Here is a 15,459-nt window from a genome sequence, read left to right as displayed (position 1 = left end):
TCTTGCTGTGACATAGCCTTTTGTTCCTTTATTTCTCTATTTTTGACGACTTAAAGTTATAAAGGAGCGGCTATGTCATTTCAACTCATCATAAAAGTCGAGCATCGCGTTCAATATATAACGGCTATACTGAAAAAGGTCAGAACAATAGCGTTGGTAGGAGCGAGTGATAAACCAGAGCGCCCAAGCTATAAGGTAATGGAATACTTACTGAACCAGGGATATAAAGTTATTCCTGTCAGCCCTAAATTGGCAGGGCAAACTTTGTTGGGACAGCTTGTTGTGAGCCAATTAGCAGATATTGATCAACCAGTGGATATGGTTGATGTATTCCGTAATGCGACAGCGGCTTACGGTGTTGCTGAAGAAGCAATCGCTATTGGTGCAAAAGTGCTTTGGTTACAGAAAAACATCATCAATGAAGAAGCAAAATCACTGGCAGAACACGAGGGACTGGATGTTGTGATGGATTGTTGCCCTAAAATTGAAATCCCGCGCTTGGGCATGGAGAAATAAATAAGGTGGTGATCGTTTTATTATGCACCACCTTACTGAAAGGGTTTAAACAAGGGTAAGTAAGAGTGTTTAATTTCGTAGTCGTGGGGCTTGCAATTGATTGCGGATTGATTCAGCCAACTCATCCATAGAAGGTTGTTCTGGGTGATCATCTGATGTTTCATAAGTCAATTGAGCTTCTGCCAGATAAGTATGGACGGGTTGCCCATCATCTCCTTCCATCACAACGTGGTACCACGGAGCTGAACGTAAGGTAGCATTAGATGCAATATCATTTTCCTGCGGCTGTTCTAAAGAATATTCAGCATCAATATCTACAACAACACCCAAATAACCCAGCAGACTATGTCGTACTTGCTGGCCGATACCGAATTTGCTGGCGATCATCATAGTCACCTCCAAAGAAACCTTGCAATGACTCTTATATAAGGACAATAAGGTAAATTTCAAGTGCATACCCGGTAGCCGGAATTTTTGCATAATTTTTGAAACTAAGATGGCATGTGATCTCCACCTCATAATTTCAGGTTAGCTGTTGCGTATATAAAATACAATACCAAAAGTGGGTTTAACGTTTCAAAGTTCTTACTATCTGCTTTGGGAGGGAGGTAATGATGACCAAGTACAACATTATTATTTATGTTTACGGCCGAGTGCAGGGCGTTGGATTCCGTTATCAAACGCACCATTGGGCAAAGAAAAATAAGCTGGTGGGATATGTTCGTAATATGAATGATGGCAGCGTTAAAATTGTTGCTTGTGGTGATGACACGCAAATCAAAATGCTAACACATTGGTTGGAACAGGGAGGGCCTCCGGGTGCCAAGATCGAACATTTCGAGTCACAATTTTGCGAAGTAGAAGAGATGACTGATTTTAGCATCCGCCATTAACGACGGATGAAGAGATCAAATACACTTGACTGGTTTCGGGAGGCCTGCAATTTTTGTTGCTTGTTTTGCCGGCCCTTTGGGGAATAGTCGATAAAGGTAACGGCTGTTCCCTTTTTCCTCACCATATTTTTGAGAGATTGCCTTAACTAACATACGAATAGCGGGAGAAGTATTAAATTCCTCGTAGAAACCACGCACAAAATGTATCACTTCCCAGTGTGGTTCGGTTAGAGTGATTGCTTCCTGTTCAGCAAGAATAGGCGCCATGGCTTCTTGCCAGTCACTGCTGTTTTTTAGATAACCCTGCGCATCAGTTTCGATTTCACGACCTTCAAATACCAACATAATTTTTTAACCATCCAATTACGATGGCTGCAATTTAGCAAAAATCACCACTATTCCCAAGAAAGATTACCAAATGTGCTGAATAAATAGACCAATAGATGGCAAAGTGAATAAATTGACGGCAGTTGAACAGATAAATACTTTACATTGGGAACAGTGATGTTTATAGTGCTCGACATCGCGGAGGGGTGGCCGAGCGGCTGAAGGCAGCGGTCTTGAAAACCGCCGATGGGAAACCATCCGAGAGTTCGAATCTCTCCTCCTCCGCCACTTCTACTTATCCTAACGTCTCCTCAAGTCCACTTTTTCAAATAAAATCAATAAATAACAATAAATCCAAGTCTCCTAATATCTCCTAACGTCTCCTGAAAGCGACATGAAATTGTGTATAATTTTGTGTATAGTTTTTCCTATACACATCTTCCTATACACATGGGTGAAATGATGAAGCTAACAGACGTGGCAATTAAGAGAGCCAAGCCAGAAGCAAAGTCTTATACGCTATCTGATGGAAATGGGCTTTGGTTATTGATAGAGCCAAATGGATCTAGAGGTTGGCGATTCCGTTATCGTTTTGAAGGTAAACAGAAGATGATTTCTTTAGGTACTTACCCTGAAGTACCTTTAGCGGAAGCAAGGAAAAGAACCGCAGAGTGCCGATCTATGATTGCTGATGGCGTTAATCCTTCTGAAGATAGAAAACAGAAGAAGCGAGAAAGCGTTATCATGTCTGAAAATACTTTTGAAAAAATTACTCTTGAATGGTACGAAAAACGCAAAGATAGGTGGTCGGCAGGGTATCGCGCTGACATGATGAGTGCTTTTGAAAATGACGTCTTTCCTTATATTGGCAATAGACCAATAGCAGATATAAAGCCCTTGGAATTACTGGATGTTCTTTCGAGAATGGAAAAACGTGGGGCTACTGAGAAGTTAAAAAAAGTCCGCCAACGCTGTGGTGAAGTTTGGAAATACGCAATTATCACCGGTCGGGCTGAGTATAATCCAGCCCCTGATCTTGCCAGTGCTTTTATTCCCCATAAAAGAGAACATTACCCTCACCTTGATGTTGATGAGTTACCCGAATTCCTAAAATCCATTGATAAGCACATGGGCAGCCAAGTTGTTAGACATGCACTGAGAATTTTGATTATTACCGGATTGCGCCCTGGTGAATTAAGAAAATTAGAGTGGAGTGAAGTTGATTTAGAAAAGAAGGTTATCCAAATCCCTGCGGAAAGAATGAAGATGCGCAGACCACACAGCGTGCCTTTGTCAGATCAGGCGGTGACTTTGTTTCAGCAATTAATCCCAATTAGTGGTGATTACCAATATGTATTCCCTAGCCGAACTGATTACAAAAAACCTCTCAGTGAAATGGCTATGAATACTATGATGAAGCGTATGGGGTATGGCGGCAGAGCTACGGGGCATGGGTTCCGCCACACTATGAGTACTGTGCTACATGAGCAACGTTTCCCTTCTGAATGGGTAGAATTGCAGCTTGCTCATGTTGATAAAAATACTATTAGGGGCACGTATAACCATGCCCTTCATTTGGATGGGCGTAGAGAAATGCTTCAATGGTATGCTGACTATATGGACGCACTCGAACGGGGCGAAAATGTGGAGCCCAGAAAATTTGGGAAACGTGTTTAATTGGATGAATAGACAGTGGTAATTGTCTTTAGTAGACTATCCAAGACGTTAAAAAATAAGGCTATGCCTAGGCTGATCCCCGAAAACTCGTACACCTCTACGGGCTGGCATAGCTCCTACCAATAGAGGGCGTGAGGTGACGTATGAATGACATCATTACATCTGATCCGTTGTCTGAACTAAAGAAGAAAGCAAGTGAGTTTCTTTCAATAGAAGAAGTTCTCAATATTATTAGTAATAAACTTGAATGTTCGAGGGCAGTTGCTGCTGAAATTTTATTATCAAAACTTCCTGATGAATATGACTATGATAATAACTCTATAAATCCTCCTTTCTTTGTAAAAAAGATAGGTATAGCAACTTTTCCTTACTGTGATGGTCGACCTTTAATTCGTTCAATTCTATTGAGCATTGTTGAGGGAGACCCGTACATATATGAAGAAGAACCACTTACAGCCCCTATGGATTTTGATGATATCCCTTTTTAAATTGGAATAATGTTATGGAACATCGTAAATTAAAAAAAGAATATAAAGCATATGGATTCATCAAATCTCAATTAGAAGAGTGTTTAGGATTTTCTCTTGGGAATAGCAACGATTTTTTACCTGATTATTTGAAGCCGTATAAAACTAGAATAGGCATTCAATTGCAGGAAGCTGCAAATATTTTAGCTGGCTGCAAGCCAAATGATGTTGTGAATGGAAGCCCTCTAGCTGATATTGTTATGGGATACAGAGCTTCACTTTGGGATGCCTATGATAATGATATATTATCTGGTTCAGATGTTGTCACAGAGTATGGATATAATGAAGCATATAGAGTTGATGTGACATTAGTAAAAGATCAAATAACTAAATGGGCTAAAGAATACAACTTAGATTGGCCGTTTACTTTATCAATCATCAAAAATAACCATGATGAGAAAAAAATTGATAACTTGTTAATGCAAATTGAAAGTTTAAATTCAAAAAACAATCAATTAAAAACTGAGATTGAAATATTAAAGTCAAATCAACCGTCATTATTAGGTAATTATAGAGTAGATGACCCTCTCTTAATTGCAATAAAATTAAGAAATGAAGAATGGACAAAATATAATGAAGATTTAAGGGATACTATTCCAGTACAAGAATGGGCAGTTGAAAAATTGCTGGAGGAATATAAACAGTTCGGCATGACTAAAGCTCAAGCACAAGCTATTGAAAAAGTAGCCTGTCCGATTAAGAGAAAGTAATACTAATGCCCTATATCACAAGTGGTATTAGGGCTGTTACTCTTAACCCTGAGGGTAATTATGTTACTTTTACCCTGTACCCTAATAGTGAAGCGGCTAAAAAAAGCACACTTAACCCACAACCCCAAGGGTAAATCTAGTGTCATGTACCATTAGGGCTAATGGTATGATCAAAAAGATTTTTTTCATGCAAATATATCTCCTGTAAATCGAACGCCGTCTATTACGGTGCTTAACGGGCTAATACAGGAGGGCTACATGCCGGCAATCACAACACCTAAAGAAAATCTTATCCGCTTACCCGAAGTTCAACGCAGAACCGGTTACGGCAAAGCATGGATCTACAAACTCATTGCAGATAACCGATTCCCTAAGCAAGTCAAAATAGGCACTCGCTCAGTCGCTTTTATTGAATCAGAAGTTGACGACTGGATATCACAACGTATCGCTGAATCTCGTGGTGAGGTGAGGTGATGAAAAGCTTTATATTCCTGCCAACAGTAGACAATGTAAATAACCCCTATAGCCGAAAATCAAATTAATTAAAACAGGGTAAAAATATGACATCTAAAAAGGTGGCCTTAAATGGTCAGGGCTTCGCTCACTCTGAAAATAGTCAAGATGATATTTTGAATGTCGATGCAGCGGACATCTCATTTATTAAATTTGAGGGCATACAGGTGAGAATTTTCAAAGTTAATAATGAACCATGGTTTATTGCAAAAGATGTCTGTAATGCCTTGGAACTGTCTAACCATCGCATGGCATTGAAAGCCCTTGATGACGATGAAAAGGGGGTAAGTTTAATTTACACCCTTGGTGGAAAACAAAAAATGAGGGCTGTTTCTGAATCGGGCTTCTACAAGCTGATTGCCCGTAGCCGAAAAGCAACGAAAAAGGATACGTTAGCTCATCGTTTCATTAATTGGGTATTCCGGAACGTTATTCCATCTATTCGCAAAACAGGCTCTTACGGTGTGCCATTTGCTGCGTTGAACGATTTCACCCGAAGACAAAACGAATACAAAGCAATCGCATCTCAACGTGGACGCGATCTGCAATCATGCAAGGGAGAGAAAGCCAGCTTAAATAAAGAAGGACGGGAACTGTGGAGAACATACCAGCCTGATTTTTTGGAAGAGGCTGAGTAATGATCATTATTAATTGTGTCGACTCCTTGAGGTTGAGGGGGCCTATTGTCGAGGTCATTAGCTCAGTGACCTCGAAGAATACCGTGGTCCTCACTTTGGCCTGTCAATCGGCGAAATTTTTCGCTCAGTCATCGGCTGAAATTTTAGCCTGTGGGTATGCGAAAAATATCTCACACCCCAATAACTCATTGATAAATATCCAGACGCCATATTTGGCGTTTCGTCATAGTTTAGGCTCCCCGATAATTTCGGGGTGGCTACCTAACCCATTGATATTCAATCAGACGGCATATTTGCAGTCTGGTGATTATTTGTCCCGACGAAATTCGTCGATGCAAAATCCAATATCCCATTATCAGACTTTGAGCGTAAATGATATTTACTCACAGAATTTGTACACCTCATCAAGGGTTGCGCAAACTTTCCGCGTATCATTTAGCGACGCGGTTAATTTGCGACTGACAGTTAGTCAGGTACAAAAAGAAAAGGATAGCACGGCGAATGCTACCCTTTGGGATCACGCATATTTGCGTCATGAAATAAATCAATCAGTTAACTTGCCCTCTTTTAGAGGGTCAGTCAACCAAGTCAATAATTTTGACGAGGTTAACCACCGGACTTATTGTCTGTTGGTTGGTTATTGTTCAATACCGCGAGATTGTAACTCTTTGCGGATAATTCTTTTTATCCATGCAGATACAGAAGCGTCACCATCTTGGGCTAACGCTGCTTTGATTCCTTGCTCAAGGGATGGTTCTACTCTTAACGCGATTTGCTTGTTTCCCTTTCCTGCTATTTTAATGGTTGACACTTGGTTTACTCCTGTTTATATTGGATTCATACATCAAGTGTATGACAAGTGTAGACCAAAAACAACAACGCCCCGAAGTGCGGCAAACACTATCGAGGCGTCTAACCACAACGTAAAGGAGGCTTACGCTATGGATACCCCACAGCATAACCAAACTCGCCTTAAATTTACATTCCTAATTGCGTCTGGCACTCAGCGGCTGGTGGATATTCACCCGGTGCGCCTGATTACGGTACTGGCAGATAGCGAAGGAGAAGCCCGTCTGCTGGCAGGCATTCCCTCACTGATATTTGTTTCCCGTCAACCAAGGAATATCGGTATCGATACCCCTTTCAACCGTAGCGATATGTCTACCGTTCAGGGGGTAAACCATGTCTAACCCTGCCCCCCATGACTACTACACCCATAAAAACGGGGAAACCGTTCAGGTGCTGTCAGTCGCCTTTAATCGCGTGACGTTTGTCCGTGAAGGGTATCAAAGCCCGTGCACCATGCCTTTAAGCCGTTTCACTAAAGAACACACCTACGCAGGGAGAGCCTGATTATGTCTGATATCTATAACCACTTGGTACGCAACAACTTTAGCGCTATGGACACGGAGGAACTGAAAGACTTACGCAAGCACTCAGACGGCGCACACAGTGCAGTGATGGCGGCGATGTCCGCGATGGGCGAACTGGCTTTCTGGTCAGCAGACAACGAAAACTATGCTGATTGTCAGGCAAGGGACGATTTACGCCGCATCGGTGAAGCCCTGATGTATCTGCCAAGGATCGCCGAAGCCCTGAATGACACAGCACAGCATGCGGATTTTGAAATCTATCACCGCGAGGGATTCCCGAAATGGTAACGCATATTGATGTCCGTTCAGTGAAAACAGCGGCACAAGGGCAGTGGCAAGGATTGCTGTCTGCCTGTGGGGTAGATGTTCCAGCAAAGGGTAAGCATGGTGCTTGCCCGATATGCGGGGGCACTGACCGCTTTCACTTCATCGACGACCACGGAGACGGTAACTGGCATTGCCGCCAGTGTGATAACCCGCAGTATGGTGATGGTTTTGATTTGTTGGTGAGGGCTAAGGGAATCACGATCACTGAGGCCGTGAAAGCTGTTTCTGATACGCTGCTGTTACCTTTACCCGAACCCAAGCCCGCCAGAAAGGAGGCTCCGAAATCAGAGGCTCAACCGATAGCTGAGAAAGTGAACAAGTTATTAGCTCAGGCCACTACCGGGCAATCCGACTATCTGACTAACAAGGGGCTGCCATGCCCCGATCAAAGGTTACTGAAAGATGGCTCTTTGGTACTGGTCACTCAGGCACTGGACGGCATAATCACCGGCGCTCAGGTCATTAAACCGACGGGTGAAAAACGCCTTGTCTCTGGTACGCAGAAAAAGGGAAGTTTTATCCCCTTATCACCCATCACCGGAACGCCAGACACGATCATCATTACTGAGGGTTACGCTACCGCTTTAACGGTCAGTCAATTGCATGAGGGCTTAGTACTGGCTGCGCTGGATGAGGGTAATTTATCGACCGTTGCCGGGCTGGTGAGAGAACGGTGGACAACAGCGAAAATCATTCTGGCGGCGGATAACGACTGGCATACACCGGACGAACTGGACGACAAAGGCAAGCCCAAGAAGAACGTCGGCAAGATTGCAGCCGAGAAAACCGCCAAAGCGATCAACGGGTGGGTCACGTTACCGCCCACAGAACGCAAAGCCGACTGGGACGATTATCGCCAGCAGCACGGCATTGAGGCAGCAAAGCAGGCATTCAGTCAGGGATTGTATCAGGCAGGGGAGAACGCGCCAGTGTTGAAGTCAGTGGTCGTTAATTTAGATGAACATCGTGAGAAAGCCCGTGATCCGCTGATACCGTTTATCGACGTTCGCCCCGGTGGGGTTTTTTACGTGACACCGAAACTGGACAAAGAAACCGGCGAAATTATTCAGCCTGAACAATGGCTGTGTTCACCGATTGAAGTGATCGGCACGGGCATTGATGACAATGATGAACAGTACCTGATTGCCCGCTGGCAGGCTAAGGGCAACAAGGAACCCGTCATTAAAGGGATTTCGGCAGCCGATATTGGCGAGCGTGAAGGCTGGAGGATACTGAAAGCCGGGGGCGTACAGGTGACAACAAAAAGCAATCTCAGGGCGATTCTGGCTGACTGGCTGATCCGAAGTCACACTCAGGAACTCTGGAGTATCACGGCAAAATCAGGCTGGCATAAAGGCGCTTATATCATGCCGGACGGTTCAGTCATTGGCGTGCCTGAACAACCGGTATTGTTTAACGGTGGCAGTGCCGCAGCAAATGCTTACACCGTTTCAGGTACCACGGAAAGCTGGCGTGAACACGTGGCACGTCTGGCTGACAATAACCCGTTTATGATGTTAGGGGTAGCTACGGCATTGGCGGCCCCGATGATAGGGATGGTGGGGGCTGACGGTTTTGGTGTTCATCTTTATGCCCAATCAACTGCCGGGAAAACAACGACCGCCGATATTGCAACCAGTCTGTACGGTAAAGCGGACGAACAACGCTTAACGTGGTACGGCACGGCACTGGGGATTGCCAACGAGGCGCTGGCGCACAATGACGGGCTGCTGTCACTGGATGAAGTCGGGCAAGGCGCGAACCCTAAACATGTCCACACCTCAGCCTATACCCTGTTTAACGGCAAGGGGAAAATACAGGGGGCAAAAGAAGGGGGTAACCGTCCTTTGACCAGCTGGCGGACCGTGGCGATCAGTACGGGCGAAAAAGATATCCCTACGTTCTTGATGGAAGCCGGGATCAAAATCAATGCCGGGCAGTTGGTCCGGTTGCTGAATATCCCGATGGAAAGGGCCAAGACCCTGCACGGTCTGGACAGTGGCAAGGCCCATGCCGATGCGCTAAAGCGGGGTTGCCGGGAACATCACGGCGCGGCAGGCAGGGCGTGGATTGAATATCTGGCTACCCATCAAGAAGCCGCCAGACAAGCCTATATCGACGCGCAGTCACGATGGAGCAAACTGATACCTGAAAGCTACGGCGAACAGGTGCAACGGGTCAGTGATCGCTTTGCGGTACTGGAAGCCGCCATGCTGTTAGGGCGTGCGGTGACCGGATGGGATGAACGCGAGTGCCGGGATGCCCTGCAATATATCTTTAATGTCTGGGTGGCTGAGTTCGGGACAGGTAACAAAGAACTGGAACAGATTGTCGAGCAGGCCGTTTCCTTTCTGAATGCGCATGGCATGAGCCGTTATGCCCCGCTGCCTTATGACGAAAGGGATCTGCCGATACGGGATTTAGCGGGTTACCGGGAGAAGAAGGGGGGGCATGATGATGCGCCGATTGTTTTCTATACGCTGCCCGGCACGTTCAAACAGGAGATTGCCAAAGGGTTTAACGTGGATATGTTCGCGGATACGTTAGTGAAAAATGGCATTCTCAGGAAGCCAGCCAGTGGAAGGAGTTTTCAGGGCAAGACCCCCCGCCTTAAGCACTTAGGGGGTATCCAGCAACGGGCTTATATCATGGTGTTAGTGCCTGAATCAGACGACGAATAATTTCCCATGTGAGGGCTAAATCGGTTGTCTCAGTTGCCTCAGTTGTCTCATTTTTATTAACTATATGAATTCTAATTATTTTTACTTTTAAATTGAGACAACATGAGACAACAAACAGGGGTTTTGAGACAACATCAAATGGGAAGACGAAAGGACAGTACAGAGAGGCATGATGAAAAAATTACTTAACTTACACTGTCAGAAAGAAAGAGGCTTGATGGGGATGCGGGTGGGGGAATGTGCAAATGCGTGATATGCGGATAATACTCAGTCAATGGGGAACATGGGCCAGTGAGGGAAACAGTGCGGTTGACTGGGCACCCGTTGCTGCTGGATTCAAGGGGTTGACACCCAGTACCCGAAAGACCCGTGCACAATGTTGTGATGATGATGGATTTGCTATTGATGCCGCCGTTCTGCGGTTGAAGAAGCATAATCCTTATCACTACCAGCTGATCGTCTTGCACTACATTAAGGCGCTGCCATTAAGACCCATGGGCGCGAAATTAGGTATTTCCCATAATGAAGTGGCAAAGCGGTTGCAGGCCGCGGAGGGATTTATTGAAGGAGTACTGGCTGTTTCAGATGTGATTTTGGAACTGGATAAATGCGTACAAAAAGAAATCGTCAATTCGGTTGCGTAATTACAAAAGTCAGTATATTGTGATAAGAGTGATAGCAATGTCACACAGCTTATCGAATTTTCAGACCTCGCTTCGGCGGGGTTTTTTGTTGCCTAAAATTAAGAATAAGACTTGCTGTTGTTATCGGTCGGAGTTACATGTGTGTTCATGACGAATAACTGACCAAAAGGTTGAAATTATCATGCTAAAACATGACGATATGACAACAACGGCCTCATGCGTTTTAGAAACTCTGCCTGTGTATGACTGGATTTCTGTTTCAGATGTTTCCACCCTAACGGGGCTATCTACGCCGCGTTGCCAATTGCTTTTAACTCAATTTTGTCTGGCTGGCCTGATGGAAAGCCGGGACGACGACACGTTTTTCAAACGTTGCCCCTGATGGGTGATGTCTTAAGGGGTGAAAAGCTGGTGGATTTGTAGTACCCACCTTTCGCCCTGTCGCTTTCCATAGGTCCAGTCAGCGTCGATTTCGGGAAGAATATTGTGAATTTAAGTGGTATCACATTAATTAACGACGACTCGCTGAATTTTATCAAAACGTTACCGGACAACTGCATTGACCTGATCGCCACTGACCCGCCGTACTTTCGGGTAAAAGACTGTGGCTGGGATAATCAGTGGAACGATGTGGCAGCTTATCTTGCGTGGCTGGACGAGATGCTTGCCGAGTTCTGGCGGGTACTGAAACCCAATGGCAGTTTGTATATGTTCTGTGGTTCGCGTCTGGCCTCCGATACTGAATTGCTCGTGCGTGAACGATTCAATGTGTTGAACCATATCATTTGGGCGAAACCGTCCGGCCCGTGGTGCAGACAAAACAAAGAAAGCCTAAGAGCCTACTTTCCGGCCACTGAACGCATTATTTTTGCCGAACATTACCAAGGGCCATACCACCCGAAAGGCGATGGCTATTTCAAACAATCCCGGGAACTGAAACAGTCGGTATTTAAACCGCTGATCGATTACTTCCGTGATGCCCGAAAAGCATTAGGCGTCACGGCAAAAGACATTAACGAGGCCACCGGAAAGCAGATGGCCAGTCATTGGTTTGGTTATAGCCAATGGCAGCTTCCTAACGCCGAGGATTACCGGAAACTGCAGGAACTATTTTCCCGTATTGCAGCAGAAAAACGGCAGAATGGCGAACTGAACAGGCCGCACGACGAATTGATTGCATCTCATCTGGAATTATCTCGTCGGTATGAGGAACTCAGTCAGGAATACGGGCTATTACGCCGTCCGTTCTCGGTGACAGTGGATGTGCCATATACCGACGTTTGGCATTTTCCACCTGTTCAATATTACCCCGGCAAACACCCATGTGAAAAACCCGCCGAACTCATGACACACATTATTCGCAGCAGTAGCCGTGAGGGTGATGTTGTGGCTGATTTTTTCATGGGTTCTGGTTCAACAATTAAAGAGGCGCTGAAGTTAAACCGCCGTGTTTTGGGTGTTGAATTGGAAGAAGCACGGTTTAAGCGGACTGAGCAAGAAATAGCCAATTTAAGATTCTCTATATAGATATCGATGAACTTAAAAATTGCAAGTTTTGCGGCTAGCAAAATTAACTGGGATGAAAATATATTTTAAGTGAAGATCTCGTTGCTTTAGCAGTAGAATAAAATGACCTCGAATTTTAACCAATTAAAAAGAGAGAGATTTATGTCTGAAGTTAATGCATTGGATAATTGTATTTTTTCTTTTGATCTTGAGGTAGGTACAGGAGAATTTAGGTACCCTCAAGGCGCTCAAGTTTTGGGGTATCTTGCCGATGAGAAATTTGTAAGTAACGGTGTGTATCCTTTTGGTGTTTTAACTAACCTCCAAAATAAAACTGATATTACGGAGTTTTTGTTTTTTACATGGTGTAATGCTAATAAGGCGATTAGCATAAAAGTTTCTTCTGGTAACAATCAAGATGGTTATCAGAAGATGAACAAATTTTTTGAAAAATCACTCACTGTTACTGTCAACGATGAGGTTTATTTCCTTGGAAGCAAGATCATTGTGAGCAATAATGTTGGAACTGACAACACAGTAGAAAATTTTATTGGAATGGAAAAATATGAATACGGTTGCCAATACCGATACTTTGATGCACGAAAATTAGGTACCCTATTGCAACAAAACGTAAATAAAACACTTCATTTTTGCCTCAACTGGGAATAAATCTACACACTGAATTCAAGGCTGCGCATGGCGTGGCCTTTTTCGTATCTGCCACCGCAATCACTCCCAGAACCTCAGTATCTCTATTGCGGCTGGCATCCTATTAACTCACGTGAGGTGAATAATGAAGATATTTACATCATTGATACACCCAAACGGATTTTTTATTCATGCAGATTGGACTGATGATCACTTTTGGGTGTATATGAGTAACGCCATTGGCTGGGGTAAATTCAGCTTGATCAGACGTTCAAAAAAATACAGCTCTACTGGAGGTATTTTTGAATTATCTGAAACGCGAGCGGCACATTTGTTACCGCCTTCGTCAATAGTGTGTTCATCAAATGTGTTATGGCGCTTGCCGGAAGCTCACGAAGTTTTGCTTTCAAAACCGACTTTAGATCAGATGATGCACCAGTGCTTACAATAAGCTCCTCAAGAGCCTTGATTGAATCAGCATGAATACGAATTGTTTGCACTTTTAAAATAGCACTGAGACCGCCATCATCCAGTAAGAAATCAATACCTGCCTCGGTTATCAGGCATGTTTGATTGCTAAAAATGTATTCAACACCATCAAAATTTGCACTCCTTATAAATGGCTGTTGAATCAGACCGTGCATTTCAAGGTAAAGCATGTTGGCTGTAAAATGGTCTTGGTTGTTAAATTTTTTTACCAGCTCATCATGCTCACTATCCTCTAGTGGAGCTGGAAAGGTGTTATACAGAGTGGTTAGAATGTCTAACTGTAATGCTCTGTCATATTTATCTGCATCTATGTCCATTCGCTATCTCCCAGAAGCTAATCAGCCATCACTTCGGTTGATTGATTTTTGGCTGACCTGACAGCTTACCTTAACTATCAATCCATTACTTTTAACCAACTCACAGGGGTAACCATCGTTCACCCCACGGACGCCCATTGTTCAAATGGGGTGGAATATGCGCATGCCAAATAAAGACCCAAGCGGCTTTGAACTGTATCAATGGCTGATACTGCTGCTGCTTTCAGCATGGGGCGGGATAGTCCGCTACATCATCGATATAAAAACCAGTAATGCCCGCTGGAGTTGGTTCGGGGCGGTGGCTCAGGTAGTCGTTTCGGGCTTCACCGGACTGATAGGGGGCTTTATCAGCCTCGAGGCAGGACTGAGCTTATACATGACCTTCGCCAGTGCGGGGATGTGCGGCGCGATGGGGAGTATTGCCCTCACGTATTTCTGGAACAGACTGACAGGTGACCCAAGATGAGCAGAGGCATTCGCAATAACAACCCGGGCAATATTGATCACAATCCTGCTAATAAGTGGCAGGGTCAAATTGGAATCGAAACAGGGGTAAAAAATCCTCGGTTCTGTCTGTTTGAATCACCGGAATATGGTATCCGGGCACTCATGAAGTTGCTGACCAATTACCACAAGGGCGGTCACAACAGCGTATCCAAGATGATTAATCGCTATGCTCCAAATAACGAGAATAACACTACTGCCTATATTAACGGTGTTGCTAAGGCACTGAATGTCGATTCGAATCAGATTCTGGACATCAATAAATCCACGCTGATTGCGCTGGCGAAGTCCATTATCCGGCACGAGAACGGCAGGCAGCCTTATTCCGATGATATCTTCACACGGGCGTTTGAGATGCTATGAGTAATTACCAGACATTAGTGCGGTGTAATAACTGCCATAAGATACACACTGATGCACCATTTGGCGCTGATTTTGAAAATCGCCGCTCTCTGGGTAGGTTTTGTGAACGTTGTGGCGAGTTTGCAGGATATTACGATACGGTTGAAACATGGATATCTACTGCTAAATGGTGGAACCCTCTATCGTGGAGTGGTGGGTATTGGGTAAAGAAAGATGAAATTCAATAGTCAGCACTTCACCCTGGGTGCTTTTGCTGTCGTCGCTGGTCTGCTTTGGTTCTATTACAGTGAGTATCAGGACAAGGCCGAAGAATACGCTAGGTTAAAGCGACAGCATGAAGAACAAATCGCCATCAACACCACCCAGCAAGAGCGCATCAAGCAACTCCACGAATTAGATACCCGACACACTCAGGAACTCACCAATGCCAAGACTGAAATTGACACTTTGCGCACTGATGTTGCCGCTGGTCGTCGCAAGCTGCGCATCAAGGCCACCTGTCCCGTGTCTGAAACCGTTACCTCCGTCAGCGTGGGCGCTACAACCGCCGTCGAACTCACTGGAGAAACTGGATCAACTGTTCTCGATATCCGAGAAGGTATCATCAACGACCGGGCAAAACTAAGATATTTGCAGGATTATGTTAGAAGTCAGTGTTACGAATAGAATAATTACTAATAATTTCAATAAGAAACTATGGAGTGTCTTTTTCTTTGCCTGTAAATTTCAATTTATAAAAAGGCAAAATACGCAAAGGACAACAATATGGAAAGACGCAGTAATTATCTTATAAATCCAATACGAGT

General features: G+C 44.4%; 23 protein-coding genes and 1 tRNA gene. 20 read left to right on the top strand and 4 right to left on the bottom strand.

What is annotated here, in order from left to right; all coding sequences use genetic code 11:
- Positions 1 to 72: 72 nt before the first annotated feature.
- On the top strand, positions 73 to 516 hold the full coding sequence (locus tag AAC854_RS18100; protein WP_340618346.1) for a CoA-binding protein: 444 nt from the start codon (positions 73 to 75) through the stop codon (positions 514 to 516).
- Positions 517 to 585: 69 nt separating this feature from the next.
- Here AAC854_RS18100 and hspQ read toward each other — a convergent pair whose 3' ends face one another.
- A complete protein-coding gene (gene hspQ, locus AAC854_RS18095) occupies positions 586 to 906 on the bottom strand; it encodes a heat shock protein HspQ (protein ID WP_340618345.1) in 321 nt (106 codons plus the stop codon).
- A gap of 224 nt (positions 907 to 1,130) precedes the next feature.
- Between hspQ and yccX the strand changes: the two genes are divergently transcribed.
- Positions 1,131 to 1,409 (top strand): acylphosphatase, encoded by a 279-nt coding sequence (gene yccX, locus AAC854_RS18090; RefSeq protein WP_340618348.1) that lies wholly within the window; start codon positions 1,131 to 1,133, stop codon positions 1,407 to 1,409.
- A gap of 15 nt (positions 1,410 to 1,424) precedes the next feature.
- On the opposite strand, the gene tusE is transcribed toward yccX, so the two are convergent.
- Entirely contained in the window at positions 1,425 to 1,754 is a 330-nt protein-coding gene (tusE, locus tag AAC854_RS18085; RefSeq protein ID WP_340618344.1) for a sulfurtransferase TusE, read from the bottom strand.
- A gap of 182 nt (positions 1,755 to 1,936) precedes the next feature.
- Here tusE and AAC854_RS18080 point away from each other — a divergent pair.
- The 6 genes from AAC854_RS18080 (at position 1,937) to AAC854_RS18055 (ending at position 5,801) form a co-directional block, all read left to right on the top strand.
- Positions 1,937 to 2,024, top strand: a tRNA-Ser gene (locus AAC854_RS18080).
- 174 nt (positions 2,025 to 2,198) lie between these two features.
- Complete coding sequence (locus AAC854_RS18075; RefSeq protein ID WP_340618347.1) at positions 2,199 to 3,413, top strand: tyrosine-type recombinase/integrase; 1,215 nt, start codon at positions 2,199 to 2,201, stop codon at positions 3,411 to 3,413.
- A 143-nt stretch (positions 3,414 to 3,556) separates the two neighbouring features.
- Positions 3,557 to 3,901 (top strand): hypothetical protein, encoded by a 345-nt coding sequence (locus AAC854_RS18070; RefSeq protein ID WP_340618343.1) that lies wholly within the window; start codon positions 3,557 to 3,559, stop codon positions 3,899 to 3,901.
- Between the two features lie 14 nt (positions 3,902 to 3,915).
- Entirely contained in the window at positions 3,916 to 4,650 is a 735-nt protein-coding gene (locus AAC854_RS18065) for a hypothetical protein (protein WP_340618342.1), read from the top strand.
- A gap of 258 nt (positions 4,651 to 4,908) precedes the next feature.
- On the top strand, positions 4,909 to 5,124 hold the full coding sequence (locus tag AAC854_RS18060) for a helix-turn-helix transcriptional regulator (RefSeq protein WP_340618341.1): 216 nt from the start codon (positions 4,909 to 4,911) through the stop codon (positions 5,122 to 5,124).
- An 86-nt stretch (positions 5,125 to 5,210) separates the two neighbouring features.
- Positions 5,211 to 5,801, top strand: a complete 591-nt coding sequence (locus AAC854_RS18055; protein ID WP_340618340.1) for a BRO-N domain-containing protein — start codon at positions 5,211 to 5,213, stop codon at positions 5,799 to 5,801.
- A gap of 637 nt (positions 5,802 to 6,438) precedes the next feature.
- Here the strand turns inward: AAC854_RS18055 and AAC854_RS18050 are convergent.
- Complete coding sequence (locus tag AAC854_RS18050; protein WP_340618339.1) at positions 6,439 to 6,612, bottom strand: hypothetical protein; 174 nt, start codon at positions 6,610 to 6,612, stop codon at positions 6,439 to 6,441.
- Between the two features lie 130 nt (positions 6,613 to 6,742).
- Here AAC854_RS18050 and AAC854_RS18045 point away from each other — a divergent pair, with 130 nt between their 5' ends.
- The 8 genes from AAC854_RS18045 to AAC854_RS18010 all read left to right on the top strand — a co-directional run bounded on the left by AAC854_RS18045 (position 6,743) and on the right by AAC854_RS18010 (position 13,001).
- Positions 6,743 to 6,991, top strand: a complete 249-nt coding sequence (locus AAC854_RS18045) for a hypothetical protein (RefSeq protein ID WP_340618338.1) — start codon at positions 6,743 to 6,745, stop codon at positions 6,989 to 6,991.
- Positions 6,984 to 7,154: a DUF4222 domain-containing protein gene (locus AAC854_RS18040; protein WP_273549841.1), complete on the top strand. Its 171-nt coding sequence runs from the start codon at positions 6,984 to 6,986 to the stop codon at positions 7,152 to 7,154. Before AAC854_RS18045 ends, AAC854_RS18040 begins: the two co-directional genes overlap by 8 nt.
- Positions 7,155 to 7,156: 2 nt before the next feature.
- Complete coding sequence (locus AAC854_RS18035; protein WP_340618337.1) at positions 7,157 to 7,462, top strand: hypothetical protein; 306 nt, start codon at positions 7,157 to 7,159, stop codon at positions 7,460 to 7,462.
- Positions 7,456 to 10,182 carry a DUF927 domain-containing protein gene (locus tag AAC854_RS18030; protein WP_340618336.1) on the top strand — a complete coding sequence of 909 codons (2,727 nt, stop codon included), beginning with the start codon at positions 7,456 to 7,458 and terminating at the stop codon, positions 10,180 to 10,182. Before AAC854_RS18035 ends, AAC854_RS18030 begins: the two co-directional genes overlap by 7 nt.
- A gap of 245 nt (positions 10,183 to 10,427) precedes the next feature.
- On the top strand, positions 10,428 to 10,826 hold the full coding sequence (locus tag AAC854_RS18025; RefSeq protein WP_340618335.1) for an antiterminator Q family protein: 399 nt from the start codon (positions 10,428 to 10,430) through the stop codon (positions 10,824 to 10,826).
- 181 nt (positions 10,827 to 11,007) lie between these two features.
- Positions 11,008 to 11,208 (top strand): hypothetical protein, encoded by a 201-nt coding sequence (locus AAC854_RS18020; protein WP_340618334.1) that lies wholly within the window; start codon positions 11,008 to 11,010, stop codon positions 11,206 to 11,208.
- 104 nt (positions 11,209 to 11,312) lie between these two features.
- Positions 11,313 to 12,353 (top strand): DNA-methyltransferase, encoded by a 1,041-nt coding sequence (locus AAC854_RS18015; protein ID WP_340618333.1) that lies wholly within the window; start codon positions 11,313 to 11,315, stop codon positions 12,351 to 12,353.
- Positions 12,354 to 12,494: 141 nt separating this feature from the next.
- Positions 12,495 to 13,001 (top strand): DUF7823 domain-containing protein, encoded by a 507-nt coding sequence (locus AAC854_RS18010; RefSeq protein WP_340618332.1) that lies wholly within the window; start codon positions 12,495 to 12,497, stop codon positions 12,999 to 13,001.
- Positions 13,002 to 13,267: 266 nt separating this feature from the next.
- Here the strand turns inward: AAC854_RS18010 and AAC854_RS18005 are convergent, their stop codons facing one another.
- Positions 13,268 to 13,786, bottom strand: a complete 519-nt coding sequence (locus AAC854_RS18005; protein WP_340618331.1) for a hypothetical protein — start codon at positions 13,784 to 13,786, stop codon at positions 13,268 to 13,270.
- A 163-nt stretch (positions 13,787 to 13,949) separates the two neighbouring features.
- On the opposite strand from AAC854_RS18005, the gene AAC854_RS18000 reads away from it, so the two are divergent.
- From AAC854_RS18000 to AAC854_RS17985, 4 genes are read left to right on the top strand one after another with little or no spacing between them, the layout of a single operon-like run.
- Entirely contained in the window at positions 13,950 to 14,252 is a 303-nt protein-coding gene (locus AAC854_RS18000) for a phage holin family protein (RefSeq protein WP_235428058.1), read from the top strand.
- Entirely contained in the window at positions 14,249 to 14,653 is a 405-nt protein-coding gene (locus AAC854_RS17995; RefSeq protein ID WP_340618330.1) for a structural protein, read from the top strand. The genes AAC854_RS18000 and AAC854_RS17995 overlap by 4 nt, the downstream gene beginning before the upstream one ends.
- Positions 14,650 to 14,880, top strand: a complete 231-nt coding sequence (locus AAC854_RS17990; RefSeq protein ID WP_340618329.1) for a hypothetical protein — start codon at positions 14,650 to 14,652, stop codon at positions 14,878 to 14,880. The genes AAC854_RS17995 and AAC854_RS17990 overlap by 4 nt, the downstream gene beginning before the upstream one ends.
- Positions 14,867 to 15,319: a lysis protein gene (locus AAC854_RS17985; protein WP_340618328.1), complete on the top strand. Its 453-nt coding sequence runs from the start codon at positions 14,867 to 14,869 to the stop codon at positions 15,317 to 15,319. The genes AAC854_RS17990 and AAC854_RS17985 overlap by 14 nt, the downstream gene beginning before the upstream one ends.
- Positions 15,320 to 15,459 lie beyond the last annotated feature (140 nt).

The organism is Xenorhabdus entomophaga, from assembly GCF_037996725.1.
GTDB lineage: Bacteria > Pseudomonadota > Gammaproteobacteria > Enterobacterales > Enterobacteriaceae > Xenorhabdus > Xenorhabdus khoisanae.
Note: the sequence above shows the minus strand (reverse complement) of the source record. Positions and strands in the feature narration are given on the sequence as shown.